Source organism: Pedobacter sp. BMA (assembly GCF_001027745.1).
Classification (GTDB): Bacteria; Bacteroidota; Bacteroidia; order Sphingobacteriales; family Sphingobacteriaceae; genus Pedobacter.
Map to the genome: position 1 here is coordinate 385,851 of NZ_LECU01000003.1, position 26,739 is coordinate 412,589.

The window sequence follows — 26,739 nt, forward strand, 5'->3', positions numbered from 1 at the left end:
GTGCATGTATTTCGGGTATTTGATACCGGTTTAATACGGGTGGTGACTTATATAAATACTTAGGTTTGAAACATTTGGACCCTAACTGCAGTTTATGCTAATATTGACTCACTACATGTTTTTGAGACCAATCCTTGAATATATGATCATTCCACCAGAATTATTAATCAAAACGCCCCTGAAAGGCCTGGCAGCCAGACTTAAACCGCAGGTTTACAAACAAGATGATATTTACTGTGTGCTCTACGGAGAAACTCCACAAAATGGAATTTTCGGGTCTGGTCTTTCCATATCTGAAGCGATAATGAACTGGGATGACAATTTTCACAAAATCCTTAAAGACGATACGAAACTGAAAAGCATTCTGGCCAAAATGTCTCCACCGGCAGATGTGGCCAGATTTCTGGAAGATTACCGGGAGGAGGCTAGGAACGACAGTACTGGGTATGACCTGAATAAAAGTTTTTAAAACTTTCACAACCTAGTCTAACTTTACCTGAGCATGCTACTGACAACCCGATCAGTTACCAGCAGCAGGCATCAGGAGATATTTTAATTTGCGCTTAATTTTTTCGCTTTTTCGATACTGAAATCACCTTTGATCAGCATTTCAATAACCGGTTCAGTAATCATATCCGGCGAGGTTTGCCAAAGCAACTTGTTTCCCTTGATCACGAAGGTTTGGGGTATAGCATTCACGCCTGCCGGCTTAATCCATTCCTGTTCAAAGTCACTTCCTTTTCCTCCGCCAAAGGCAACGTCAAAACTCATCATTTTATCATTGGCTTTAACAAAATCCAATACTTTTGGCCGGTCGTCTTCCATCACGTCTTGCGCAATAAACACTACTCCCCGGTTTTTAAATTTTGATGCTATGGCGTTGAAATGGGGCATAGCGGCAATACAGGGCTTACACCATGTGGCCCAAAGATCTATAATGTATATTTTGGATGGATCAAACTTACTTACGGCGTTCCCCTTAATCCATTCCACCTTCGGATAGGTATTGATAGAGTCTCCAACATCAAGAAATTCCCGTTTGGGAGTTTGGGCATACATACTCATGATAGCAAATGCCATAAACGCCATTACTAATATTACTTTTCTTTTCATTTTTATTTGATTAACTGTGCAAGTTCCTGACCAAGACCGATATCGTTTAATTTAAGCTGGCTTGCCAGTATCTTACCATCCGCACCAATAAGAAGTGCACTAGGCAACGTATAGTAGGTTAATCCATAAGCTTTTGCCGTCGGACTCACACTTCCCGCGTCGTTCACGCCGCCAATATCATTCAGGTTTAGCCAGCTAAAGTTGGATCTTTTTATTGTTTCCATCCAGTATGAATCCTGCCTGTTGGCATAACTATAATAAACCGTTACCATCACCGTATTTTTATCCTTTAAAGCCCTGTTAATCCGCCCAAGGTTAAAAGTAAAGGCATCATAGTTCATAAAATCCGGTGTATAGAAACAAACGAATACATTCTTTCCCCGAAGTGAGGATAGCGAAACTTCCCTGCCAGCAGTATCCTTCAATTTGAAATCAGGGGCAAGTTGCCCAGGAGCAAGTTTTTTCGCTAAATCAAACTTCGCCTGTATCTCTTTACCGGCAAAGGTATTTCTAACCGCAGGGCTGAATTTTTGGAACTCAGGCGCAAAGTTGGAACGAAGGGTTCCGCGGTGTTTCGATCTCCAGATATCAAGCGACAGAAAGCTTCCCGGGTTTTCCCTGATGAAATTGCTGTCGATTTTTGCAGTTTTGGCGAACTCTGCATTCATCTCCAGCCGGGCAGCATCCATTGCTTTAGTATTGCCACTCTCCTTATAAACCGCAATCAAATTATTTAGTGAATCTACACGGGCCTGCACCGGCTTGTAAAGGTCAAATCTTCTCTGATAATCGGCCTGAGTTTTTCCGCCTTTAACCGTAGCCGTTTTTGCCCCGGCAGAGCTCGTAATCACAATCTCTCCGGCATCGATAAAGAAGTCGCGTACATCAAGACTCTTTATATTTTGCATAGTCGTCATGGCAGGTGGATTTACACTGATCCTCGCATAAGCCGGATCTCCAATCAGGCCTTTGAAAGTAAATTTCCCCATTTCGGCCATAGTAGAATCTTCTACACTTACGCCATTGTTTTTGTACGTCAGCAAAATCTTCTTACCATTAATTTCCGGCGAAAGCTGGCCCTTGATGGTGAATTCGTTCTGTGAAAAGGCTGCTGCTGAAACCAGGAGCAAACCAAAGGTAAGGGTTAAGCGTATATTGCTTTTTAAAATATTCATGATTATTATTTAAGGGTTATTGGTAAAGCCCGGATTGGCATTCATTACGATTGGCGGTAGCCGAAGCGTAAGCCTGTCTTGGGGCAGATTAAAACTGGTAATATTGGTGAAGGTCTCGTCATTATAAATGATATGAGAGAATGTCTCACCCGAGAAAACCGGATCGAGAGAGCAGCGTCGCATATCAAACCACCGGTATCCTTCCATTGCAAACTCCCTTATACGCTCCTGGAAGATAAACCTGATCAGTGATTCTTTGCTGGAAGCAGCCTGAGCTGGAACAGCGGCAACATTTACAGGCATACGGATTCTGCGCAGCAGCTCCAGATCAGAAACTGCGGCCACAAGATTATTTAACCTCGCATTTGCTTCTGCCCTCAGCAAGTATAAATCAGCCAGTTGCAATCCAAATTTTGAATAATTAACTGAATACTTGGATAGCCTGCCCGAAGGATTCGGTGTTGAATACGGGAAATAAGCGCCATAAAAGTTCAGCCTTAAATCACCCTGCGCAAAAAGAGCCTGTGCCTTGGGTGAAAGCACAAGAAAATCATTGCCAAACTCGTTTCCGCTGTAAGGCCCATTGTAAAATGTTTTCGCGAGCACTGATTCGGTTACGTCGTCATAGTTTATCCCCGGCGAGTTATTCGGGCCATTGTAGCCAATCGGATCAAACTTCCCGCCCGAAGCAAATTCTACATTATAATCGTAAAGTCTGGCAGGTTTGGTTTGCGCGGCAACATCCGCTATTGAGGCATTAAACATCGTTAGTGCCTCCGCATTTCTGCCCATGTAGAGATAAACCTTAGCCAGCATTCCTTCCGCGGCGGGCTTTGAAAACCGCTGGGCAAATTTATTATTAAGGGGCAAGGTACTGATGGCGTCGTTGAGGTCCTGAATGATAAACGCATAAACCTCGTCCACACTATTTCTAACATGTCCACTCAAATTGATGTCCGCGTCCCGGATAATAGGAAAACCTAAATCCTGCGATGCGGTTGCAGCGTTATATGGCTTAGCATAAATGTTAATGAGCTGGAAATATATCCATGCCCGGTTAGCCTGCGCTTCTGCTTTCAATGCCATCTTCTGTTCGGTGCTACCCCCGGTAGATTCCCCGATCTCGTTTATCACCTTGTTTACCGTATACAGGTTGCTGCTGTAAACCTTAAAATCGAAGGTATTATCCTTTACCCTGAATATGTCTGCCTTGTAATTGAATGCATTCTGGCTCATTGGTGAAGCTGATGAAAAGTAACTGCCTTCTGCAGCTACATCGTCGCCCATAAGTACCATCGATTGCCAGCCACCTGCAAAAGAGTAAAGATAAAGATCCGGAGCATTCATGATCTTCTCATAATCGTCGGTTGTGCGGGCCACTAACAGGCCTTTGGGAACTACCTCAAGAAAGGATTTTTTACACCCTGCTATCAAGATCAGCAACAGGAAGAAATAGAAATATTGGTATATTTTCATCATTGTAAATTAAAAGGTAAGATTTGCACCGAAACTGAAACTGTGCTTAAAGGCAGGCATATTTCTTCCTCCCTGATTGAACGATTGGTATTCAGGATCTATGCCGAACTCATTTGCTTTCCAGATCATGAAGTTTCCGGTCTGTGCAAAAAGCGATAAAGATGCAACGTGCAGGCGGTTCAATAATCTTGGTCCCACTATATAATTCAGCGTAACGTCTCTGAGTTTGATATAAGACGCGCTCACCACATTGATATCAGCATAGGTGTAATAATCAATATTTCTCCTGCTCACATTTACGCCTGCACTAGCCACATACGAGGGGATATTGGTCAGCAGTTCATCCCCTGGTTTTTTCCATCTATCCAGAAACTCCGGACTCAGGTTTCCGCCAAAACTACCAGTGCCGTAATCGATGCGTCCATAAAAATAACGGTTAACATCCCGTCTCATCACGTTGCCGAAATTATAGATCATGTTTGCGGTAAGTGAAAGGTTCTTGTATCGGAAAGTATTACTCAATCCGCCATTAAATTTTGGAATAGTGGTACCCATATAAATCAGATCGTCGGCCGTAGCAACATCAGGATCCTTGGTTATGGTTCCATTTGCCAAACGGATTTGCGGATCGCCAAGTGCATCCAGTCCGGCAAACTCGTAGGCAAACAAGGGTTGTATTCCGTAGCCAACCACATAATTGCTATTGATTCTACCATTGGTTGTAAGCTGAGTAGGCTGGGGAGTTGAATAATTCAGCAGGCGATTTCTATTCAAACTGAAGGTTAATCCCGTAGTCCAGCTAAAATCTTTAAGCTGCAAATTTCTCGAATTCAAGGTAACTTCCAATCCGCGGTTGTTCATGTTTCCAAGGTTACCGCGAATAATAGATGCGCCGTTAACCGGATTAAGATCTACCTGCCCAAGAATATCGGTGGTTTTCTTATTATACAAATCAATACTTCCGCTAATCGCATTTTGCAGCACACTAAAATCAACCCCGATATTAACCGTCGCAGTTTTTTCAAAGGTAAGCTGGTTATTTGCCAGGCCTATAAGCGAGTAATAGTCACCAGTTACATTGTTACGGCCAATCTGAATCACATCTCTTGATGAACCGGCACCGATGAATGGCGAATTGCCAGTAATCCCGTACGTGGTGCGAAGTGCCAGATTATTGATCCAGGTACTCTTCTCAATGAAGCTTTCCTTACTGATCAGCCATTTCGTGCCAACGCTGAAGGTCGGTTTACGTTGCTTGCCTTTTTCGGAACCAAACAGATTGCTGTAATCCCTCCTGATACTGGCATCCAGCATGTACTTTTCGTTCAGGGTGTAATTAAACAATCCGAAAAAGGATTCATTCCGGTTAAGTTGCTCAAACGTCTCGAATGGTTTTTCGTTAAACGTACTTCTGAAAGATGATACTGCCCCGAAAATTCCCTGGCTCAGGGCTAAATAATTTACGCTCCCGGAAGTCAACAGATCAAGATCATACCCCCGGGCAATAGTTGTTCTGTTGGTAGCAAGCTGCTCGAGGGCTTCATGGCCGATCTGAACATTAATCCTGTCCCTTCCATCCCTCAGCGCCATTGTATAAATCAGCTGGTTTCTTAGCGTATAATTTCGCTGATCAATATTTACTGTTTTATAGGTTCCTCCAGATGTAGGTAAATAGTATACGGGAACATCGTTGGCAGTCCTTGCAACAGTGAAGCCCAGCAGCTCCCTTCTGAGTTCGTAGGTTTTACTATCATTATAAAGCTGGCTTGCGGAGGGAGCTTTCTGATAACTGTATGTACCGTCAAAGCTAAGTCCTCTCCATATTTTTAAGTTCACATTCCCGGTGAGGTTCACTGATAGGGCATTTCCCTTAATAAATCCCATACTAACTTCGTCCAAAGGCGAGTAATCCAGATTGATCCGGCTTCTGGTCTGGTAATCTTTTCTTACCTCTGGTGAAAGTCCCTGAACATAATTCATTTGAAGGTTGTTTCCTGCATCATTTTGAAACAGCTGATAAGGAATAAAACTGCTTCCGATAACGATGCTCTTGTCGCTACTGGTTATAGTATTGTTTAATGCTGTATTCAGACTGATCCGAAGTCTGCTGATGGGGATGAAAGTCTGATTGATGTTTAACCGATATGCGCCATTCTGATCTCCCGGATGGCTACTTGTGGTGTTGGTATAAGAACCGGAAGCATAGAAATTGTAGGCTGATGTGCCGCCCGAGGCAGAAAGCGTATGGTTGGTGGTGAAAGCATTCCGAAACAACAAATCCCGTATCTGATCTTTGTTGTTAATATTGCTCAGACTATCCAGACTGCGCTGTGCCTGAGCCGCAGTGATCAAACCCCGGTTCTGGTTATAGAGGATTTGTTCGTGTGGTGCGATTACCGAGGTGCCAATGGCTGCATATGGAAACGCAGCGGGATTAAACAGCTCCCCTGCCGTTTGTATGTATTGAGCACTGTTCATCATTGGAACATAATCAAGATCCGGTTTACCGAACAGCGATATGTTGCCTGAATAGCTGATTTTTATGGGTGTGCCCGCAGAACCCTTCTTAGTCGTAATTACAATTACACCATTTGAAGCCCTTACGCCCCAGATAGAAGCTGCGGAGGCATCTTTCAATACCGAAATATCCTGCACGTCATCCGGATTGATCACCGACAGGTCGGTCACTGGCACGCCATTTACAACGTAAAGTGGATCGAAATTTGCCTGAACAGTCGATCTACCCCTGATGATACTTTGTTGCGTATTTCCACCTCCAAACTGTCTGTTTCCTGTCACACCTTTCGGACCGGCAATTACCGTTACTCCGGCAACTAACCCATCCAGCCTGGAAACCAGGTCTTGCGTAGCTACCCTGTTTTGATAGATTTGCATGTCTGGCTTGCCAAAAGATCCGGTTGCCCGCTCACGGGAAAGGGTCTGGTAACCGGTAGAAACAACGGACACCTCATCTATCGTATTGATTTGCTGACTTAGCATGACTACAATCTCGGATGCTGATTTAACCGTAAGTGTGTCAGATTTGTAACCGACATAGGAAACTACAACATTTGCATCGCGCGGAATCCTTGAAAACACGAACTCACCGTTCGTATCGGTAAATCCCATCAGGCCTGCCTCTTTTGAGGTTACGCTGGCGCTAGGCAATACCCCGCCTTTTTGATCCTGTACCCGGACTTTAAGGTTAATTAAAAAGGCTTTATTTTCTGTTTTAATCCGGTTAATTACTACGATAATCCTGTTTTCTATGCTATAGTCGAAAGGCTGACCGCGAAAACATTCATCCAGAACCGTTTTTAAACCGGCATCTTTAATCTGAATGTTTACCCGTTTCGAGCGCGCTACCTGCTCACGGTTAATCACAAAATCAAATCCAGTCTGCTTGCGGATATCCCTTAGTACCTCTGTGAGGGGGGCGTCTTTTTTTGCCAAGCTTACACGCTCGTTCTGCGCAAAAGACCGTGTCGGAAACAGCAGAAAAATGAACAATAAACAATATAGCCAAAAAGAAAAAGATCCCGGCACTACGCCTACATCATGACGGATCTTTTGAAATAAGGAACCTGACTGATGGACATGATTAGTTGGATCATACCCATTTCCATGGTATTTTTTATACATTTGTTTGGTTGGTTTTAGTTGATAATAGTGTTTGAACAATTATTCATCTGTACCGGCCTTTAACCGGGGGCGCCTCCAACGCTCCCGCTTTTTTACCAGCACAGGAATTTCCCTTTAAGGCATAACAGTTACCCTCCTTCCTTCCAGTTTAAAGTGTACACCCTGATTCATGGTTAGCGCTTTCAATATTTCAGAAAGCTTTTTCTTTCTCGAAATGGTACTGTAAAATGCTGCATTATCCTTTTCTCCATCATACACTACCTCCACATCATACCACCTTGCTACCTGTCTCATTACCGTGTGCAGGTCTTCGCCGTTAAATACAAAATCATCATTTATCCAGGCATTTGCCTGCTCCATATCTGCCTGAGAAACCTTAATTCCATTTGTGTCGAAATCTGCCTGTTCTCCAGGTTTAAGTATTTTAGCAACTGTTGTATTGCCAGAGATGCGTACCGAACCCGATAATAGGGTTGTCCTGATGTACTTTTCATTAGCATAGGACTGTATATTGAAACGTGTTCCCAGTACCTGAACGGTTTGCCTTTGAGAATTCACCAGAAACGGGTGCGCCTTATCGTGTGCCACTTCGAAATATCCCTCCCCTGATAATGTTACTCTACGTTCTTTTTTGTTCCTGAATGAGAGTGGGTAAGTTAGGCTAGAGCCTGCGTTAAGCCAGGCTTTTGTCCCATCAGGAAGAATAATCGAAAACTTCCCGCCATTTGGTGTTTCAAGGGTGTTGGTTGCATCTGTGGCCTCCCGACCAGCAGAAACTTTGTAAACCACCATTCCGTCTGCCAATTTTGATATTTCGACGCCAGGCTGGGCAATATCGCGTTGTTGTAAATGATCCAGACTAATCTTTTTCCCATCGGCGAGCGTTAAATAGGCCTTATCCCCTCCGGGATTAATATCATTTTTATATATGCTAGCCATCTGACCTGTATTGGTTGCTTTTTTCTGAATCACATAAAGCCCACCTAACGCCAATAGTATGATTGCGGCAGCGGCAGCAATTTTTGCTTTCAGGGAAATCACCCGGGGTTTACGGTCAATTAATAAAGGCTCTACCTTACTCCATATCTCTACTGAAATCTTTTCAAGATCGTCTGATGAATAGTTCCCGGCCATTTCGGAGCGGTAGTAGTGGAGCCAATAGCGAATAGCTTCCATTTCGGATGCATTACAGCTTCCATTTTTAAACTTTTCAAATAATTCTTCAGCTTCGCGTTTCTGCATTCTCCGATGGTTCTATACCATACATTACACCCAACTTTGGCCAATCGGGTATAGAAAAGGAAAAAAAATTAAAGATTGATGAAATAAACTGAAAAGATAGCAGAACCTAGTCTTTTACGAAGAATTTTTAATGCATTTTTCATCTGCGTAGCAACTGTATGCTCAGATAGATTAAGTTTTAAGGCAATTTCTTTGTTACTTAAATACATTTTGCGCCGCAATTCAAAAACCTCACGCATTTTATCGGGCAAATTTGAAATTTCCAACTCGATCATTGCAGAAATATCTTTCTCGCGCACCAGATAATCTGCAGAGAGATTAGAATTGCTGTTTAAAGAATGTTGTAAAGAAGCGATGTATTCATCAGTGACACCTTTTCCACGGAAAATGTTAAGCACTTTGTTCAATACTGACCGGTAAAGATAGGGCGCAAGAGGAGCACTATCAATAAGTGTGGCCCTGTTGTTCCATAAGGAGATAAATACTTCCTGTACAATATCTTTCGCAGCTTCCTCATCCTGAAGTTTCTTGACCGCGAATAAAAAAAGTAAAGTCTGGTACCGGCCATATATCTCCCCAAACGCGTCCTTACTATCCTGCTTTAGGAGTAAGATGAGTTGCTGATCGTTATATGGAAGATTTGCTGACATGTATGGCGATGACGTGCGAATCTACAAAATAAATTAATCGGAAATATTAATTGGTTTTATTTGAAAGGTTACACAAACAATTCTGCAGTAGTACAAGGCTTTCAGCCATAATCAATTAGCTAAACGCATCCTGAGCACTGGCAATCACTTTTTGCATATCAATGCCCTTACTCAGCACCCCTGTAAACAGATCGCCGGTTTCTTTTAGTCGGTCCACCGCATTAAATATGGTGAAATCCTTCATTTTTAATCCTGGTTTAACTTCATCCCATGTGAGTGGCATGCTAACTGTGGCCCCTGGCTTTGGCCGCAGCGAATAAACACCGGCGATAGTGGCGCCGGGTCGGTTTTGCAAAAAATCAAGATACATTTTCCCACCCCGGTTAGAAATCATCCGTTCAAGCGTAGTAAATTTCGGCAGCTCACGGTTCACCTGGCGAACCACCAGATTGGCAAATAGCTGACTTTGCTCATAGGTATATTGCGCACCGAGGGGAATGTAAATGTGCATACCTGTTGAACCGGAGGTTTTAGGATAGCTGGGTACCCCGATGGCATCAAGTACCTTCCGGGTAACCTGCGCGGCCTTAATTACCTGGTCGAATGTGTTTTTGTCCGGGTCGAGATCGATGACACAATAATCAGGATAATCCGGATTGGCAGCTCTGGAAAACCAGGGGTTCATTTCAATACAGCCGAGGCTGGCCATCCATAACAGTGTTGCCCGGTTATAACCCAGCAGATAACTTTTCTCCTCTCCTTTTTCGTTGGTGTGGGGCATGGTATGTGTCCATTCCGGGGCTGTCTCTTTCACATTCTTTTGATAAAAGCTTTGACTGTGAATACCTCCCGGATACCGGTTTAGCGACATCGGCCGGTCGAGCAGATAGGGCAGCATCAACGGGGCAACGGCATCGTAATAATTAAACATTTCCCTTTTGCTCACCTTATCCTCCGGCCAGTAAAGTTTCGAGAGATGGGTAAATTTCAACAGGTGCCCATCGATCTTTTTCTCCTCGGTATCGGCTCTACCCATTAACAGCGGGGTTTCTTTTGGCTTGAAACTTTTGCCTTTTACGGGTTTCGCGACTTTAACTACAGCTTTTTTGGTTTCGCTCAAATCTTGCATCATCTCAGTCATATCTCCTGCGTCTAAAATTTTAGCCACAGAGTCCGATAATTTAAGGTTGCTGTTTGTTTTTGCTGATTTGCCGTTCTTACCCTGCTTACTGATGTTCTTTTTAAGGGCTTTGGCCGATAACTCGATCCATACCGGCGCATGATCGCTGGCGCCCTCCCAGCCCCTTACCTCTTTATCTACATTTCCCGATTTCAGCTTTTCTGCCAGGTCGGAGCTAAGCAGGAAATGATCAAGGCGGATCCCTGCATTTCGATCGTAAGCTTTCCGAAGGTAATCCCAATAAGTATAAATGGCTTCATCAGGATGGAGTGTGCGGATGGCATCTGTCCAGCCCTGATCTAATAAACTCGCGTAAGCCTCTTTAATTTCCGGCTGGAAAAGTGCGTCGTTTTTATACTTCTCAGGTTTATAAGTATCTAGATCAGTAGGCATCACATTGTAATCACCTATAAGCATTATCGGTAGTCCCGTTGCTATTAAAGTTTTTGCATGGTCCACTAATCGCCCAAACCAGCGTTTCTTATACTCAAATTTTGGTCCTGGAAACGGGTTGCCGTATGGCAAATAAATGCAGCCAATTACGGTGTCGAAAGTAAATACTTCCAGGTAGCGGCTATGGGTATATTCTTTGTCCGCTCCTGGGAGGTCGCGCCTCAGCTCCTTGATTTCTTTCTTGCTTAATACCGCTACCCCGTTCCACGCTTTCTGTCCGTGCCACAACGCATGATAGCCGGCTTCATTAATCTGGCTAATCGGAAAAGATTTATCCTCGCACTTCAGTTCCTGCAAACACAAAATATCCGGCTGAGCACGTTGAAGCCATTTCAGCAGGGTTTCGATCCGGCCATTGATGCCGTTGATGTTGTAGGTAGCGATTTTCATAAGCGAAAAAAGCCCCGCAACTGCGGGGCACATGTTTTACTTCACTTTCTTTTCAATCGCCTTACGTTGATTACCCGCGCCGGCTTTTGCTTCTTTAACTTTTGCAGGTTTCACATCCAGTTTATCTGCTTCGTATTTGATTTCATGATCCTGGTTAGAAACAGAGTTTCTTTCCACTTTTGTTCCTCTTGCCATAATGTTTATATTTTTAGGTATACTGGTTAAACATTTGTTTTAGCCTGATGGTTTGGAAATTCAATTAGCTGGTTATCAAATCAGAATTTAAATTCATAAATAGAAGGAACGAGCACATCTGAAATTAAACTTAATTCAGGTAGTGCTTTATTGTACCTATCAACTCATCAAAATCAAAGGGTTTCGATATGAATGCTGACGCACCAGCTTCAGCTGCAATCTGCTTTCCTTCCCGGCTGGCGGAGATCACAATCACTGGCAGATGCATCGTTTCTGGATTTTTCCTCAATGTGCGCAATACCTGATCTCCGGATAGTACCGGCATCCACAAGTCAAGAAGAATAAGATCAGGTAATTGGTCTTCAATTAAATGTTTAATATTAAGGCTGTTTTTTTCTGGAATTATGGTATAACCGGTATCTTCCAATATCAGTTCAAGCATATCCAGTATTCCTTCATCATCATCGCAGATAAGTATTTTTTTATTCGGCATCCAAATCCCCTTCTTTTATTGGAAGTGTAAAACTAAACGTAGATCCTTTCCCTTTTTCACTCTCGACCCATAACGTTCCTTCATGATTTTTAATGATCTGATCGCAAATGTATAAACCTATTCCCATTCCCGGAAAGCGTTGTTGAATATCCCCCGCCCTGAAGAATCGTTCAAACACCTTTTTCTGATCCTCCTGACTAATACCCATCCCATAATCTGTTACCGAAAGTTTCACATAATCGGAAATCCTGGAAATGTAGACTAAAACCTCATTGGAGTCCGGAGCATATTTTATCGCATTCGAAACCAGGTTATTCACAACCTGAATAATATGAGACTCATCGCCCCATAAGCGAACGCCAGATTCCCCCTTTACAATAATTGTGTGTTGTTGCGCAGCCGACTGGATTGCCTCGACTGAATCCACTACCATTTTATCAAAGTCGAAGGGTGCTTTATGCAATTCTATATTTCCAGTTTGAATTCTTGAAACGTCAAGCAGTTCTGCAATGAGGGTATTGAGCCTTTCCACATACACAGCGGTCTTACCAAGAATCGTCTTAAATTTGTCGCTCGATTCTTTAGGAGCCATACGTTCCAATGCCTGAATGTAACCTTTAATGGTGGTTAATGGTGTTTTCAGCTCATGGCTTGCTATCGAAAGAAAGTCGTCCTTTCTCCGCTCAATTTCCCGCCTGTCGGTAATATCCTCGATAGCCAGCAAAATCTGATCTTTGTATTGGCCTTCGAGCTCAACCCTATAGGCGTTCAGCAGCATTAGTTTTCTCCCGATATGCGGAAAATCATGTTCCACCTCAAAATCTTCAACCGGGTTATTTGTTGGTAAAATGCTGATCAAAAGCTCTTTCAATTGGGGAATATCCCACTGGTGATTGCCGAGGTCATATAAATGCTTACCTACAGTTTCTTCCGCGTTAACTTTAAATGTTTTAAGAAAATGGGTGTTCGCACTGACCACGAAAAATTTGGGATCCAATACCAGAAGACTTTCTCTAACGGTTTGGATAATACTGGAAAGAAACGCTTCATTATCCCGTAGTTCCAGCGTACGCTCCTGGATAACCCTTTCCATTTGATCCTGTTGCTGACGGAGATCCTGCTCCGCTTTCTTTCTGGCAGAAACATCGTTCTGCACCCCAATGAAGTGGGTAACGTTACCGGCTTCGTCTTTAATCGGAGACATGTACAATTCGTTCCAAAACAGATCACCGTTTTTGCGGTAATTACGAATATCAACCGTGCATTCAATGCCTTTTTCAACAGCATTTTTCAAAATGCTTCTCGCTTGCTGTCCCCGGTCATCTTTCTGAAGAAAACGGCAATTATGGCCTATTATCTCATGTCTTTGATAACCACTGATTTTTTCAAAAGCCTGATTACAGTATATTATCGGATTATCAGGCTGCGTATTATCGGTAATGATAATGCCGGATATTGATGCATCTAAAGCTTTAGACAAAAGCCCGAAATCTTTTTCCCAGTTCTCCTTTGAAAAGTTGAACTTTCCGTATTGAATTTTATCCAAATCTATTTTTTTTTCTAAATTAAAACATGGGCTGCACTTCGAAAGGAAATATTCCTAAATGTTTTTAGATTCTCTCCTTTTGTATGCAGCTGATATTTTACGCTGAATGTAAGTAAACTTATTCCGAGGCTAACAGCGCAATTTTCAATGCTAAAACACCATCTTCTATGGTTATCTGAAGTTTATGGTCTTTGTTCTCTATCTTTTGTATCAAATCATTCAATATCGATTGCACACACTTACCATACACCTCACCTTTAGATTCATGAATTTCAAAAGTACCTGTCATCACTTCATCAACAGGATAAGCAATTCCGGCAAAAACTTTGGTGGCTGTATCGTGGCTATATTCACTGCTGCCCCATCCCTCAGGTCTCGAACTGTCTTCGGATGATTCCAGTGACTCACCACTTTGCATTGTCCAGCCAGGTAGTTCACCGATTTCTGCCTTAGTCATGTCATTTACCATTGCGTGAATTTTACCTTTCAAAGGCATCCAGCCTTCAATTTCTATTCTGGCCAGGTCATATGCAAGTTGTATCGTGGTCTGTTCAAACATTCCCGGTCCTGAGAAAGCATGATAATAGCTGCCAATCATCCCGTCATCATATAACACCATGGCTGCTACCCTGTCGCGTTGTTCGCTGTTCCGGTGATGGGAAGTTCCAAACACTTGCTTAAACTTTTGCCTGGTAAGTGAATTTACAATATCAAAAAAATGTACACCATGCTCTACCAGTATGCCACCAGACATTTCTTCATTCCAGAACCAATGTTCCAGCGGTAAGGCCTCATCCTGAGCATAGTTATTTACCACAACGTGTCTTAACTCTCCAAAGGCACCACTTTCACCCAGTTCTTTCACTTTTTGCATGATGGGATTATAGCGGATCATGTGATTTACCGTGATGATTTTCCCGGTTTCCTGCTGTACTTTTAGAATCTCTTCTGCCGTCTCTTCTGTAATGGCTACCGGTTTCTCGAGCAATACATGCTTACCTGCCTTCATGGCTTCGCATGCCATCTCCGCATGTAAGCCTGGCGGAGTAACGATGCTCACAATATCAATTTCAGGATCGCCAAGCAACTCTTTCCAGTCGTAATAAACTTTGCAATCAGGAATATCGTGGGTCCGATGACCTGTTTCGGCAATGGCAACAACCTTTGCATTTTCCATCTTATCGAACCAATGGTGAAGAAACTTTCCGAATCCACCGTAACCAATTATTCCTATTCTGTAGTTTTCCATGTGCTAATGCCTGATCAATTGTATTAAGATATCAATATAGTCTAACCAAATTCGTAGCAATTGGTTTTACCTTTTGAGGATTTGCGGCAGTGGAAGCATTGCGTACTCGAATGATCAAACAATCAGACTGACCCACTTGTTGAAACCACTATGTCAAGGAGAAAGCAGATCAGATCAAAAGAGCAGTTCGATGCAGCATTGGAACTCGAAAAGTCTGGCGATACCGGGGGTGCGATGAAACTTTACCAAAAGGCAACCGTAACAGATCCTGCCAATCACCATGCCTGGAACAGGCTGATGATAATCTACCGAAAGACCAGATCCGGAGAAGATGAAGTAAAACTGATCAAGCTTGCCATCTCCAGCTACCAGGGCGCACTACACAGCAAACAGGAGGAATGGGCAAAACAGAACAGTGAAAAGGCAGAAAGCTCACGTGAACTTGCCAAGGTACTGGGTCTGCTCGAACCCACCGGACTTCCAAAAAATGACGACACTACCATAGAAAAATGGCAGACCAGGTTGTACCTGCTGGAATACCGAATCAAGAATGCCAGGAAAACAAAGCCTGCGAAAAAGAAACCAAAAGCTATAAAGCCTAAGCCAAAAAGGGCACTCACCAAAGCAAAACAAAAACCGAAAAGAACCACTACAAAGCCAGGAACAAAAAAATAATCACTACGGTAGATTTTTTAGTGTTAAGATATCCTATGCGAAAACATGGCATTTACCCACTCATCCTGGTTAAAGCTTTGCATATCAGTTTGTCGGCCCACACCCGCCATTTCCACCATGAAATCTATTTGCTCCAATTTTTATACCGAAGCCGGGTTTTGATAGATGATAATGCAACTAAAAACGCCCTGAAAGCACTAAACCAGCAGCACCTGGTTGATAATAGGGCATTAAGCTAAACTTGATGTCTTGCTTTTTAACGAACATCTGTTTCATATAAGGATAAATCAGATAGGCGATTTTTGTGGATGCAATACCAAATCCGGCACCGGCGACCACATCGCTAAACCAGTGCTTATTGTTATACATCCGAAGGGTTCCGGTAGCGGTAGCCACAAAGTAGCCGGCATAACCAATCCATGGGTTAACATCCTTGTATTCCTGATGGAGGAATTCAGCGGCCATGAAAGCAGAAGCCGTATGTCCTGAAGGGAAAGAATTATTTCCTGAAAAATTGGGTCTCATCCGGCCCACTCCCTGTTTAACAAAATGTGTGGATACCCCCATAATTGCTGCAGAAGTGACATAAAGCATAGAAGCGTCAAAGAGGTTATGTTTTCCTTTCACTCCGGAAAGGTTTAAAGCATAAACCGCCGCAGCAGGTGCAAGTTGCAGGTAATCGTCTACGTGGGCGGCAAATAAAGGATGATCTTCCTGTAACTCATATTTAGTACTTAGATCGAGTTCTCTGAGCGCTCCTTTATCATAAACTGCTACAAAGCCGTAACCTATCAATATGGCGGGAGCAATAAACGCAGCTGGCCTGAACTTATTTTTAGGGATTGTTTTAGCTGAATACCATCGGCCTGTGGTATCATGTATAATGCTTGCATTAGCCGAATCGATTCGCTGGGCAAAAGTGCTTAATGATGCTGCTACCAGCAGCAACGTTAATGAAAATACCATGCCGAACGCGAATAGAGGACGTCCAAAAATTTGTTTCATAGTTTTAATTTCCATCAAAACTATAATCCAAATATGTAGAAATTCTGTAGTTCGGGCTTGGTACTAAAAAATGATCGAAAAATAATGCCATCCAGCTTCCTCCCTATAATCAAGCTGATAAGCATAGAGGTTGCATACCTGCCTGGTAATGGCCAGGCCTAATCCCATTCCTTCCGATTCAGATGATTTGGAGAAACGGTCGAATAGCCTCGTTTTATTGTCAAGCGCCTTTCCAGTGTTGGCGATCACGAGCCGGGATGCAGAAAGTTCCACGGCGATACTTCCACCCTTGATATTGTGCCTAACGGCATTGCTGAACAAATTGTTCAATATTATATCGGCAAGATACCTGCTCATAACGGTCGTTTTTTCCTCCATTCTGATTTCTACAGTTAGTCCATCGCGTTCGAAAAATTCCTGAAACTGCCTTATCTTCTGCGAGATCAGCTCTTTCAGATCAACTTGTTGAACGTCAGAAATCAGGTTATTCTCTATTTTAGCCAGTAAAAGTAAAGACTGGTGAAGTCTGGAAAGCCGTCCGGTCGCGTGGTAGATATCCTCCAGAAGCGTACCCTGCTCAGCGGTAAAGTCATCCGTCTGAAGCAATGAATCAAGCTTTGAATTGATCACTGCCAACGGCGTCATCATTTCATGTGAGGCATTATCGGTAAAGCTTTTCAGCTCTTTGTAATCCTGCCTTACCCGTTCAGCCATAGCATTCGCAGATTGATTAAGCTCCTCAAACTCGTCAATCCGGCTGGGTTCCGGACCAACAAGCTCCATTCTCGTCACCTCGAAATTCTTCATTCTTTTAAGGATATTGTAAAAAGGTTGCCAAAGCCTTTTGAGGAAAAATCTGTTGATCATGAAAAGCGTTCCCATGAGCACTATGGTAACCGCCAGTGTAATCATCAGAATTACCCGAACCAAATCTTCTGACTCTACTCTGGACTTGATGATGGTGACTAATATGGTTTTCCCTTTAAGATTGACCGTGGTCAGCAACATTCTGCCCGGCTCCTCTTCTTTCTCCTTGGGGTTGTAGTAGGTGGTATAGCTAAAATCCCTGATCGAAGCACTATCCACTTTCGCAGGACAGTAAGATACCTGCTGATCGAGGTAAGTCGCAGGCAGAGGAAGTTCATGGAAGGTATTCGTATACTGACGAATCTCATTTTCTTCCACCGCAAGATCCCTATCGAGTTTATTGGTGAGGATGAGGTGTATAAAAAAATAATAGATAACCCCGGTAATCACCAATATGATCATAGAGGTGATGATATTTACCCTGTTGTAATGCGCTGATAGCTTCATCTGTCGGAGAATTTATACCCAATTCCATATACAGAGCGCAAATAATCACGCGCACCAGCCTCTGCAAACTTTTTTTTCAGGTTTTTAACATGGGTATAGATAAAATCAAAGTCATCCGACAAATCGATTTGATCTCCCCACAAGTGCTCTACCATGGCATTTTTTGTCACTACTTTATTTTTATTGGACAGAAAGTAAACCAGCAGATCAAATTCCTTCTTTGTTAGTACGATAGGCTTTTCATTAATTGTAACTTTCATAGCTGCCACATCAATTTTCACTTCATTGAAAATGATGATGTTACCTCCATCAAAGTTTTTACGACGTACGATAGCGCTCACCCTGGATTTAAGTTCCGAAAGATGGAATGGCTTGACCAAATAATCATCTGCTCCCATATCAAGCCCCGATAGCCTGTCGTCAAGAGAGTGCCGTGCGGAAATAATCAGCACACCGTCTTTTTTATTCATTTCCTTTATTCTTGACAGCAGTTGAAGTCCATCACCTCCTGGTAACCCAAGATCTAACAGAATGCAATCATAAGTATAAAGTTCTATTTTCCCGGTTGCTGAATTGAAGTCGGCCGCATGTTCGCAAACATTCCCCTCCCCCTTAAAATAAGACAAAATACTTCCTGCCAATGCAGGCTCATCTTCGATAACTAATATTTTCATTGATGCAATTGTACATTCAAAAATAGGTAATAATTATTCTTGTAAAGGTATCCGGTTCCAAGGCTATTGATTTCGATTACGTGATCACCATTTGCGATAATGCCAAACAGACTTTCACTTACTTCCCAACCCGCGCGCGAAAGTTTCATTATAATTTTCCTGATCCTGCCAAAGCTACCGGAACAGACGAAGAAGTGATGGAGCAATTCAGTGAGGCAAGAGAGGTGATTCGAAAATACACTCAAAACTTTGTCAACGAGAACTTTAAAAGTTAAGATGCAAGCGAACTATTACGCTCCTGTTGTAATGTGCAAACATCGCTGGTCGGCGAATAGTTTAGCTTTTTTAGCGTTAAGATATTCTATGTGAAGACATGGCATCCACCCACTCATCCTGTTTACATCTGGGGCATTGATTCGCAGTATCAAGGAACATCACATTGGCACAGTTTGTACAGGCGTATAAACCTGGAACCGCAACATGTTTAGACTTTTTTGCAAATGCCTTTGGAAAAACCGGCAGACCAGGCTTTACTTCATCTTTTTCATAATATAAAAAACTCACCTGCCCATTGGTTTCCAGCACCGCTGTCCTGATCTGGCCGATGTGTTCTACACTTTGCACACGCATTTCAGAGAAAAATTCATCCCGTGCAAAATTCGCATCTCCGTCCTCTGCCATTGTAAACATTCCATCTTCAATAATATATTGAGGAACACCCTCAAGGATGTTTTCTACTTTCTGATTTTTAACCGCGAAGTACGTGATCAAACGGTATGTCAACAAGATCACAAGAAAAACGATCAAAGATGGTAAAATAGCTGACTGGCCGCTCAACATTGGGTCCCCGGCAGCAGATCCCAGGGCAATAATAATCGCAATTTCAAATATACTAAGCTGCCTTACCCCCTTCTTTCCTGTCGACCTGAGAAAAACCAATATCATGGTGAACATAATAACGGTACGTAACCCAATTTCCAGCGCCATAGCTCCATCAAGGCCGTTCAAAAAAATACTACTCCAATCCATATATCACGGGCTAAGGTTTTAAAAAGCTTTGCTAATCAACCAACAATAAATGCAATCGTTTGTTTTTAATCCTGTTATCGTACCATTTCCATTTCAGCGGGCGCTACTTCCATTCGCGCTAGGCCTAATTCCACATTACGATAAAGTCATTACCATCCTATCAGTAATCTTCATTGGAAATCACATGCAGTGAAATGTATAAGAGTTTCCGTAAAAAGTACAAATGATGCAGGCAGAATCTATGGACATTTGTATGTATCAAAACATTAATAACATGACGACAATAAATGAACAACAAAAAATCGTGTTAGTGACTGGGGGAAGTCGCGGCATCGGCAGAAGTATAGCACTCAACGCTGCAAAACGCGGTCTTGGTGTTATCTTAACTTATAATAACCAGGCTCAGAGTGCGCAAGAAGTGATAAATGAAATTATTACGAGCGGAGGTAAAGCAGTTTCATTACAGCTGGATACAGGTAACATCCCATCTTTCGTTGAGTTTGTAAAACAGGTTGCTTTAACGTTACGTAGAGATTGGAATCGTGAAAATTTTGATTATCTGATTAACAACGCAGGCATTGGACAACGATCTCTAATACAAGATACAACAGAGGAGATTTTCGACGAGTTGGTAAATATCAATCTGAAAGGTGTGTTTTTTTTGACAAAAAATCTGATCCCTCTAATCGTTGATGGTGGGCAGATCATCAATATTTCATCTGGCCTCGCCCGTTTTGCATTCCCCGGCTCGGCAGTATACGGGGCTTTGAAGGCGGCCTTAGAAGGTTTAACCAGATATTTCGCGAAAGAATATGCCATTCGTAAGATCCGGGTAAATAGCGTTGCACCGGGAGCAATAGATACAGAGTTCGGGGGCGGAAAAGGCAACGAAGAACATCGAAACCAAATTGCCTCCGCAACTGCGCTTGGCCGTCTGGGTGTTGCGGATGATATAGGCCTTTTTGTTGCTTCAATGCTATCGGATGACAGCAGGTTTGTTAATGCCCAGCGCATTGAAATAGGCGGCGGGATAATGATCTAGGAGACTAATGCACCGATGGACCCAATGGGTTTGGTGCATTATTTTATTATCTTTAAACATGAAAGCATAATATAGGGCAATGGAATATTTTGATATTAATTCAGTCGCAGAACTACATCACTTCTTCAGGTATTCTAAACCTCTTCATCCACTAATCACTATCGTTGACATGGGACTTGTTGACCGCACACACAGGAAACCAAATGTGGGGTACAGGATAGGTCTCTATGGAATAACTTTAAAAAAAGTAAAAGGCAATTTTAAATACGGGCGAACCCATATTGATTTTGCAGAGGGAACGATGCTTTTCACCAGCCCTGATCAAATTCTCTTCCCAGATCCTGATAACCAGGTAGAAGGGTGGGGCATTTTTATACATCCGGATCTGTTGAACGCCACAGCGAAAGGCAGAAAATTAACCGAATATTCTTTTTTCGGGTATGACTTCAATGAAGGACTGCATGTTTCCGATGCAGAAAAGAAAGTCATTGAAGCAAGTCTTAAGAATATCTCCTCCGAGATCTCCAGCACCTTAGACGACCATTCCCATCACCTTATACTGTCAAACCTGGAACTTGTGCTGTCTTATGCGGCAAGATTTTATGGGCGACAGTTCATGACCCGTGTAAAGCCGGCACACGACTTATTGGAAAGATTTGAGAGCCTGCTTACAGATTATTTCAAAAAAGACTTCCTGATCCAATCAGGGCTACCAGATGGCAAATACTTTGCCGAACGATTGGGCATATCAACAAATTACCTCTCTGATTTACTTGTAAAGTATACAGGTAAATCTACCCAAACACACGTGCATTTAAAGTTAATAGATAAAGCAAAACACCTCTTATGGAGTACCAGTTATTCCATAAGTGAAATAGCGTACGACCTTGGATTTGAACATCCCTCTCATTTCACGAAATTGTTTAAAAATAAAACAGGCTATTCCCCTAAAGCATACCGGGCGCTGAACTAAATTCACCTTGACTGGTTTTTAAGCCCTCCATGCTCACCTTAGTTGGTTATTCGCTAACTACTTAACCTTCATTTCCCTTATTGTACGCTCACGGTGCTGTTTTCCCCATTCGGCAATGACTTCAATGATAGGCTACTACCACCCTTTGATCGCTGATTCCTCAGAGCTTTGCCTGACTATTTTGTTGCAGCACCATGCCATCAGCGAAGAAAGCGGAAAGTTTTTTTTGCATAGGTAGATAACGTACATCACAGCAATGCCATCACGATCAGTGATTTTACAAGTAACTTCATCATTTTATAGATTAATGATCCTTAACGATTTCCTTCTTGATGTTTTCGTATTTTTAATAACATCCTTATTGCAATAAAAGCGGCAACAATTGTAGTTATTATTGTTGCCGCAAATGTCCATATTGTAGGCCTGTAAGACAAGCCCAATAAAAATATCGGAGCATGCTTAATTAAGTGGTTGTATCCTGAAATTGCATGGCCTACTCCAAGCATAATAATTAGAAATGGAAAAAATAGCTGTAGATAATGCTTGAACAATACAGTATTGGCTTTCATAAATATCTTAGTTTATTGATTAACAATTTTTATCCTGATAAAGGGGTTGAAAAATGTATTGGTTGATGGCATTGAGCTGGCATATTAATCCAACTTCTTCAACAGTCTTCGTTTCGTTCGTTTAAATGCAACCCCTTCCCAACTCGCATCAAAACCTTCCCAAAAAATTCTTATTTCAGTGCCTACATTTATTGTAATAATAAAAGTCATGTCTTCATACGAAAAGTAAATGTTATTAGAATTAGGTAAGGCGTTAAGGTATTCTGATTTTTCTTTGATCACTGTTTCGATTTTGTTCATCAGGTACACAGCCTTATCAGCAGGCAGTTCTTTAAATGCATACGCCTGATAAATTTCACCTGCCTCATTAGATCGGCTTCCAAAAAAACCTAAAACAAGGCCTTCTTTTTTAAGTGCTTTGCAATTGTAAACCAAAGATGTCACTTCACCAGAGGCAGTTGCAGCTAAGGGATCCATTTGGAATTCAACCACTGCATCTGTTTTACCGAGCACATTCCTCACAACATAATCTTTAGCCCGGTAAAGAGCTATATCTTTACTAAACTCCTTTGCAATAAAATACGACATAGCAGTTGGCCCACTTGCAACCTGTGCGGATGCTTGAACGCTTAGGATAGCGAGAATAATGAAAAAGATATTTTTGTTCACGAGAGCATTAAGTTAAATTCAAGAGGCAAAAATTACAACTGCTAAATTACGCAATTAAACTGTCGAAAATCAGCATATCCACAAACTACCACCCAAAATGTTCCAGGTTTCCGAAATGAGCCGTAAAGAACATTTATCTTATTTTAATTTAGCGGTTCACCTTCCACCAAACTCAACCCACCAATACTAGCGCTACCCAGTACCACCAGGTAACCCTAACCCTCGTGCTGCTCACTGCCGCGATGTTTTCCTTACGCTTTGCTGCGCCTATTACTTTTGCCTCATTGTAGCCGCTCCGCTCGTTTTTGTTTCTACTTTCCGATTATCCTTTTTCCAAAGTTCTATCATTTCCACCTCGCCTTTGAAACAACTATCAGGCGAATAATACACGATGCCTTTCGGCCATATGCGCAATTTCAATTCAGTATGGCTACCTGTTCAATAATTATCATCCATTACTGCGTGGCTCAGTCTTTTTGTTTGTAACTGGGTTAAGATTGCTGTCAATCGCGAGAGTCTTTTTATATCATTGTTGTCCATATTGAATATAGGCAGTTAGGACTGCCTGGTGAAGTAGGCAGCAAAATTGTAAATATAGGCCGTTTTTTAACTTATTAAAATCTAAATTTTATCTTGCTTGGTAACGGAAGTGTTTGAAGTTTTAGCATACACCTGAATAATAAACCCTTACGAATGGTTTAAACGTGATGAATATGGAAGGATTAATTTAAACTTCGGTATTCATTGGGTGTCATTCCCGTTTTTTGTTTAAATAACCTGGTAAAGTGCTGCTGGTATTTGAAGCCCAATTCGCCAGCTATGACATTTATTGATTTTGAGTTATCAAAGATTCTTTCTTTCGCCTCATTTATAAGCTTAAGTTGAATATACTCCAAAGCAGTATTACCTGTTTCCTTTTTAATTAGATCTCCAAAATAGTTAGCTGAAAGGTATAGTTGATCTGCGCAATAGGTAACACTTGGCAGACCTAATGTCTGCGCCTTGTCTGATTTAAAGTAGTCATTAAGTAAGTTCTCAAAACGTACCAAAATATCTTTGTTAATATGAGTCCGGGTAATGAACTGACGGTCATAAAAGCGCATAAAGTAATTCAACAATAATTCTATGGTCGAGACGATCAGGGTTTTACTGTGTTTGTCAATATTCTGCTTGATTTCAGTATTGATTTTCTGTAAGCATTCAACAATGGTAGCATTCTTTTTTTTGATAAATGCAGGGCTTCATTCACTTCATACGAAAAGAATGTGTAATCATTAATAAGCTTGCCTAGATGAGTACCTAAAATTAAATCCGGATGGAATACTAAAGCATATCCAGAGGCCTTATAAGCAACACCATTGCTGTTGATCCCATAGGTTTGTCCTGGAGATACAAAGACCAAAGTTCCATCCTCATAATCATACGGCTGGCAACCATAAATCATATCTCCACATTTAATGTTCTTGAGAAATATTGCATACAAGCCAATATTCATTCTAAAACGATGAACAGAAGGGATTTCATTGAAATTCACCACACTTACCAATGGATGAAGCGTGTCTACACCAAACTGATTGTTATAGTCCTGTACCGTATTTATAATTTCTACTTTTTCCATTATTGTACCTTTTGCTGAACAAAATTACTAAACGTTCCCTGTTAAGCGTCCGGTTTCAACCCAAATCAGTAAAAGTGGTAAATGAATCCGTATTCTGTATAAAACCCAGCCAAATGAGACCTGTTATATTTGTATATAGCTATTGTAAATGGTGAAATATTTTTGAAAGGGCTTATCTGTCAAGGCAGTATAGATTGCACGATGTAGCCTATCATAAAACCGGACTCTGCATGACCAATTCATATATCTCTAAAAAATCAACTTAAATGAAAATGCTTCATACAATTCTCATCAGTTTAATCTGCTTACAGCTAAGTGCATGTAGCAAGGATAATGTTGGACCAGTACAAAATCCAGAAACCATGGAACAAACAGACACGGCAAAAATAAAAATAACAGTGGGGTCAAATGTGTTTACAGCCAGGTTAAATAATAATGCAACTGCAACTGCATTCAAAGCCAGGCTACCATTAAGCCTTGACATGGCAGACTTAAACAGAAATGAAAAGCATATTGACTTATCGGCTGCACTGCCTACAGGAGCAAGCAAACCAGGAAATATCCAGACCGGCGATGTGATGCTGTATGGTACAAATACACTGGTTTTATTCTATAAAACATTCTCATCGTCCTATTCCTACTCACCGATTGGACGAATTGAGAACCCTTCGGAGTTGTCTAGGGCCTTAGGTAATGGGAATGTAACCGTAAAATTTGAACTTAATTGAACATGAGCCTTCTACTAAGGTCATAAATGATATTATATGAAAGATTCAAAAAAACTTATCCTCACGCGAAGGGAAATGATTGTAGGTACAGCGACTGCAGTCACTGTTTCTCTTGGAGCTGGAACTATTGAAAAGGTCGAATCTTTAACTATTAACAGCGCTGATATAGTGCCATCTGCAACGATTAATTTTAACGTCAACGGCAAAGCCCAGCAGCTAAATTTGGATACAAGGACAACCTTGCTGGATAGTCTGCGCGAACATCTTCAGCTCACTGGAACAAAAAAAGGTTGTGATCATGGACAATGCGGGGCATGTACGGTCCTGGTCAATGGAAGACGCATCAACTCCTGCCTATCTTTAGCACTACAACATGAGGGCGATAACATTGTAACTATTGAAGGGTTAGGAACGCCTGATAAACTTCATCCCATGCAGGCCGCTTTTGTTAAGCACGATGGTTATCAATGTGGTTATTGTACACCAGGACAAATTTGTTCTGCAGTAGCAGTTCTACAGGAAATTAAAGCAGGCATTCCCAGCCATGTAAGTGAAGACTTGACGCTACAACCAGAGTTTAGCAACATGGAAGTTCGGGAAAGAATGAGCGGAAACATATGCCGTTGCGGCGCCTATTCAAACATTGCGGAGGCTATGGCCGAAGTTAATTCACACTTATCATAGCACTATGAAATCATTTACTTACGAGCGTGTGCATACGCCCGCAGAAGCGGCAGCAGCTGCAGCCCGCATGCCAGGATCAAAGTTTCTTGCCGGAGGTACCAATTTGCTTGATTTGATGAAATTACAGATTGAAACTCCGGTACACCTGATTGATATTGGCAAACTAGAACTTAATAAAATAGAACACACTTTGACCGGCGGGCTCCGAATAGGAGCCTTGCTTTCAAATACTGACCTGGCCGCGGATTTATCGGTGAGACGGGATTATCAGATATTAGCCAGGGCCTTACTTGCAGGGGCATCCGGACAGCTCAGAAATAAGGCGACAACAGCGGGGAATTTGTTGCAAAGAACCCGTTGTCCTTATTTTTATGATACCAACCAGCCCTGCAATAAACGGGTTCCGGGCAGTGGTTGCGCTGCTATAACCGGTTTTAGCAGGCAACTGGCCGTAATTGGTTCAAGTAATGCCTGCATTGCGACTCACCCCAGTGATATGGCCGTTGCCATGATGGCTCTTGACGCTGTTATTGAAACAATAAATCCTAAAGGTAAAGTCCGGCTTATTCCGATCGCAGACTTTTACCGGCTTCCCGGAAAAACCCCGCATATAGAAACTGTTTTAGAAAAAAATGAACTGATTACCTCCGTAGTTCTTCCCCCGCCATCTGGTGGTATGCATTTTTATCATAAGGTTCGCGACCGTTCTTCGTATGCTTTTGCTTTGGTGTCCGTAGGTGCTATCCTGCATAAGGATGGTTCAGGTCAAATCGCAGTTGGAGGAGTTGCTGCTAAACCCTGGAGAAATAAGAGCATTGAAAAAGTAGTGCCTTTGGGCGCGAAAGCCTTTACTGAAAAATTATTTGCAAAAGCTAGACCTACACAGGAGAATGCATTTAAGATTCAACTGGTCGAGCGCGCTTTAGAAGGAATTTTAAAAGAAGGGAGAAGTTAA

27 protein-coding genes are annotated in these 26,739 nt (G+C 42.1%); 8 read left to right on the forward strand and 19 right to left on the reverse strand.

The window, feature by feature from the left end; translation table 11 throughout:
• Nucleotides 1–142: 142 nt before the first annotated feature.
• Nucleotides 143–469: a hypothetical protein gene (locus AB669_RS06015; protein ID WP_047798380.1), complete on the forward strand. Its 327-nt coding sequence runs from the start codon at nt 143–145 to the stop codon at nt 467–469.
• A gap of 83 nt (nt 470–552) precedes the next feature.
• Here the strand turns inward: AB669_RS06015 and AB669_RS06020 are convergent, their stop codons facing one another.
• The 11 genes from AB669_RS06020 to AB669_RS21465 form a co-directional block, all read right to left on the reverse strand.
• Nucleotides 553–1,113 carry a TlpA disulfide reductase family protein gene (locus AB669_RS06020; RefSeq protein WP_047798381.1) on the reverse strand — a complete coding sequence of 187 codons (561 nt, stop codon included), beginning with the start codon at nt 1,111–1,113 and terminating at the stop codon, nt 553–555.
• Between the two features lie 2 nt (nt 1,114–1,115).
• Complete coding sequence (locus tag AB669_RS06025) at nt 1,116–2,288, reverse strand: DUF4369 domain-containing protein (protein WP_047798382.1); 1,173 nt, start codon at nt 2,286–2,288, stop codon at nt 1,116–1,118.
• Between the two features lie 9 nt (nt 2,289–2,297).
• Entirely contained in the window at nt 2,298–3,767 is a 1,470-nt protein-coding gene (locus AB669_RS06030; RefSeq protein WP_197082363.1) for a RagB/SusD family nutrient uptake outer membrane protein, read from the reverse strand.
• Between the two features lie 6 nt (nt 3,768–3,773).
• A complete protein-coding gene (locus AB669_RS06035) occupies nt 3,774–7,406 on the reverse strand; it encodes a SusC/RagA family TonB-linked outer membrane protein (protein WP_047798384.1) in 3,633 nt (1,210 codons plus the stop codon).
• Nucleotides 7,407–7,520: 114 nt separating this feature from the next.
• Entirely contained in the window at nt 7,521–8,648 is a 1,128-nt protein-coding gene (locus AB669_RS06040; protein ID WP_047798385.1) for a FecR family protein, read from the reverse strand.
• Nucleotides 8,649–8,716: 68 nt separating this feature from the next.
• The gene (locus tag AB669_RS06045) at nt 8,717–9,298 is read right to left on the reverse strand and encodes an RNA polymerase sigma factor (protein ID WP_047798386.1); all 582 of its coding nucleotides are present in this window, start codon (nt 9,296–9,298) and stop codon (nt 8,717–8,719) included.
• 115 nt (nt 9,299–9,413) lie between these two features.
• A complete protein-coding gene (gene xth, locus AB669_RS21755; RefSeq protein WP_082120602.1) occupies nt 9,414–11,321 on the reverse strand; it encodes an exodeoxyribonuclease III in 1,908 nt (635 codons plus the stop codon).
• A gap of 36 nt (nt 11,322–11,357) precedes the next feature.
• Nucleotides 11,358–11,516 (reverse strand): DUF3606 domain-containing protein, encoded by a 159-nt coding sequence (locus AB669_RS21760; protein ID WP_082120603.1) that lies wholly within the window; start codon nt 11,514–11,516, stop codon nt 11,358–11,360.
• A gap of 130 nt (nt 11,517–11,646) precedes the next feature.
• The gene (locus AB669_RS06055; protein ID WP_047798387.1) at nt 11,647–12,009 is read right to left on the reverse strand and encodes a PleD family two-component system response regulator; all 363 of its coding nucleotides are present in this window, start codon (nt 12,007–12,009) and stop codon (nt 11,647–11,649) included.
• On the reverse strand, nt 11,999–13,555 hold the full coding sequence (locus tag AB669_RS06060) for a PAS domain-containing protein (protein WP_231582631.1): 1,557 nt from the start codon (nt 13,553–13,555) through the stop codon (nt 11,999–12,001). Before AB669_RS06060 ends, AB669_RS06055 begins: the two co-directional genes overlap by 11 nt.
• Before the next feature lie 118 nt (nt 13,556–13,673).
• The gene (locus AB669_RS21465) at nt 13,674–14,804 is read right to left on the reverse strand and encodes a Gfo/Idh/MocA family protein (protein ID WP_053058287.1); all 1,131 of its coding nucleotides are present in this window, start codon (nt 14,802–14,804) and stop codon (nt 13,674–13,676) included.
• A gap of 150 nt (nt 14,805–14,954) precedes the next feature.
• Between AB669_RS21465 and AB669_RS06070 the strand changes: the two genes are divergently transcribed.
• Complete coding sequence (locus tag AB669_RS06070) at nt 14,955–15,479, forward strand: hypothetical protein (RefSeq protein WP_047798388.1); 525 nt, start codon at nt 14,955–14,957, stop codon at nt 15,477–15,479.
• Nucleotides 15,480–15,656: 177 nt separating this feature from the next.
• Here AB669_RS06070 and AB669_RS06075 read toward each other — a convergent pair whose 3' ends face one another.
• The 3 genes from AB669_RS06075 to AB669_RS06085 form a co-directional block, all read right to left on the reverse strand.
• The gene (locus AB669_RS06075) at nt 15,657–16,484 is read right to left on the reverse strand and encodes a phosphatase PAP2 family protein (protein WP_231582632.1); all 828 of its coding nucleotides are present in this window, start codon (nt 16,482–16,484) and stop codon (nt 15,657–15,659) included.
• A 63-nt stretch (nt 16,485–16,547) separates the two neighbouring features.
• Nucleotides 16,548–17,798, reverse strand: a complete 1,251-nt coding sequence (locus AB669_RS06080; RefSeq protein WP_047798389.1) for a HAMP domain-containing sensor histidine kinase — start codon at nt 17,796–17,798, stop codon at nt 16,548–16,550.
• The gene (locus AB669_RS06085) at nt 17,795–18,472 is read right to left on the reverse strand and encodes a response regulator transcription factor (RefSeq protein WP_047798390.1); all 678 of its coding nucleotides are present in this window, start codon (nt 18,470–18,472) and stop codon (nt 17,795–17,797) included. Before AB669_RS06085 ends, AB669_RS06080 begins: the two co-directional genes overlap by 4 nt.
• Before the next feature lie 80 nt (nt 18,473–18,552).
• Here AB669_RS06085 and AB669_RS21765 point away from each other — a divergent pair, with 80 nt between their 5' ends.
• Nucleotides 18,553–18,747, forward strand: a complete 195-nt coding sequence (locus tag AB669_RS21765) for a hypothetical protein (protein WP_197082364.1) — start codon at nt 18,553–18,555, stop codon at nt 18,745–18,747.
• A 76-nt stretch (nt 18,748–18,823) separates the two neighbouring features.
• Here AB669_RS21765 and AB669_RS06090 read toward each other — a convergent pair whose 3' ends face one another.
• The gene (locus tag AB669_RS06090) at nt 18,824–19,501 is read right to left on the reverse strand and encodes a DUF421 domain-containing protein (protein WP_047798391.1); all 678 of its coding nucleotides are present in this window, start codon (nt 19,499–19,501) and stop codon (nt 18,824–18,826) included.
• Nucleotides 19,502–19,775: 274 nt separating this feature from the next.
• Here AB669_RS06090 and AB669_RS06095 point away from each other — a divergent pair, with 274 nt between their 5' ends.
• Together AB669_RS06095 and AB669_RS06100 are read left to right on the forward strand one after the other, a co-directional pair.
• Entirely contained in the window at nt 19,776–20,543 is a 768-nt protein-coding gene (locus AB669_RS06095; protein ID WP_047798392.1) for an SDR family NAD(P)-dependent oxidoreductase, read from the forward strand.
• Nucleotides 20,544–20,622: 79 nt separating this feature from the next.
• Entirely contained in the window at nt 20,623–21,516 is an 894-nt protein-coding gene (locus AB669_RS06100) for an AraC family transcriptional regulator (RefSeq protein WP_047798393.1), read from the forward strand.
• 314 nt (nt 21,517–21,830) lie between these two features.
• On the opposite strand, the gene AB669_RS06105 is transcribed toward AB669_RS06100, so the two are convergent.
• The 4 genes from AB669_RS06105 to AB669_RS22555 form a co-directional block, all read right to left on the reverse strand.
• Entirely contained in the window at nt 21,831–22,085 is a 255-nt protein-coding gene (locus AB669_RS06105; RefSeq protein WP_047798394.1) for a hypothetical protein, read from the reverse strand.
• 84 nt (nt 22,086–22,169) lie between these two features.
• A complete protein-coding gene (locus AB669_RS06110) occupies nt 22,170–22,754 on the reverse strand; it encodes a hypothetical protein (protein WP_047798395.1) in 585 nt (194 codons plus the stop codon).
• 722 nt (nt 22,755–23,476) lie between these two features.
• Nucleotides 23,477–23,857 carry a helix-turn-helix domain-containing protein gene (locus tag AB669_RS22550; RefSeq protein ID WP_369799735.1) on the reverse strand — a complete coding sequence of 127 codons (381 nt, stop codon included), beginning with the start codon at nt 23,855–23,857 and terminating at the stop codon, nt 23,477–23,479.
• Nucleotides 23,858–23,892: 35 nt separating this feature from the next.
• Nucleotides 23,893–24,372, reverse strand: coding sequence for a hypothetical protein (locus tag AB669_RS22555; protein WP_369799737.1), 480 nt, complete (start codon nt 24,370–24,372; stop codon nt 23,893–23,895).
• Nucleotides 24,373–24,734: 362 nt separating this feature from the next.
• Here AB669_RS22555 and AB669_RS06120 point away from each other — a divergent pair, with 362 nt between their 5' ends.
• Genes AB669_RS06120 through AB669_RS06130 form a run of 3 tightly spaced genes read left to right on the forward strand, consistent with a single transcriptional unit; the run spans nt 24,735 to nt 26,739 of the window.
• Complete coding sequence (locus tag AB669_RS06120) at nt 24,735–25,100, forward strand: cyclophilin-like fold protein (protein WP_231582633.1); 366 nt, start codon at nt 24,735–24,737, stop codon at nt 25,098–25,100.
• Nucleotides 25,101–25,136: 36 nt separating this feature from the next.
• A complete protein-coding gene (gene paoA / locus AB669_RS06125) occupies nt 25,137–25,784 on the forward strand; it encodes an aldehyde dehydrogenase iron-sulfur subunit PaoA (RefSeq protein WP_047798397.1) in 648 nt (215 codons plus the stop codon).
• Between the two features lie 4 nt (nt 25,785–25,788).
• On the forward strand, nt 25,789–26,739 hold the full coding sequence (locus tag AB669_RS06130; protein ID WP_047798398.1) for a xanthine dehydrogenase family protein subunit M: 951 nt from the start codon (nt 25,789–25,791) through the stop codon (nt 26,737–26,739).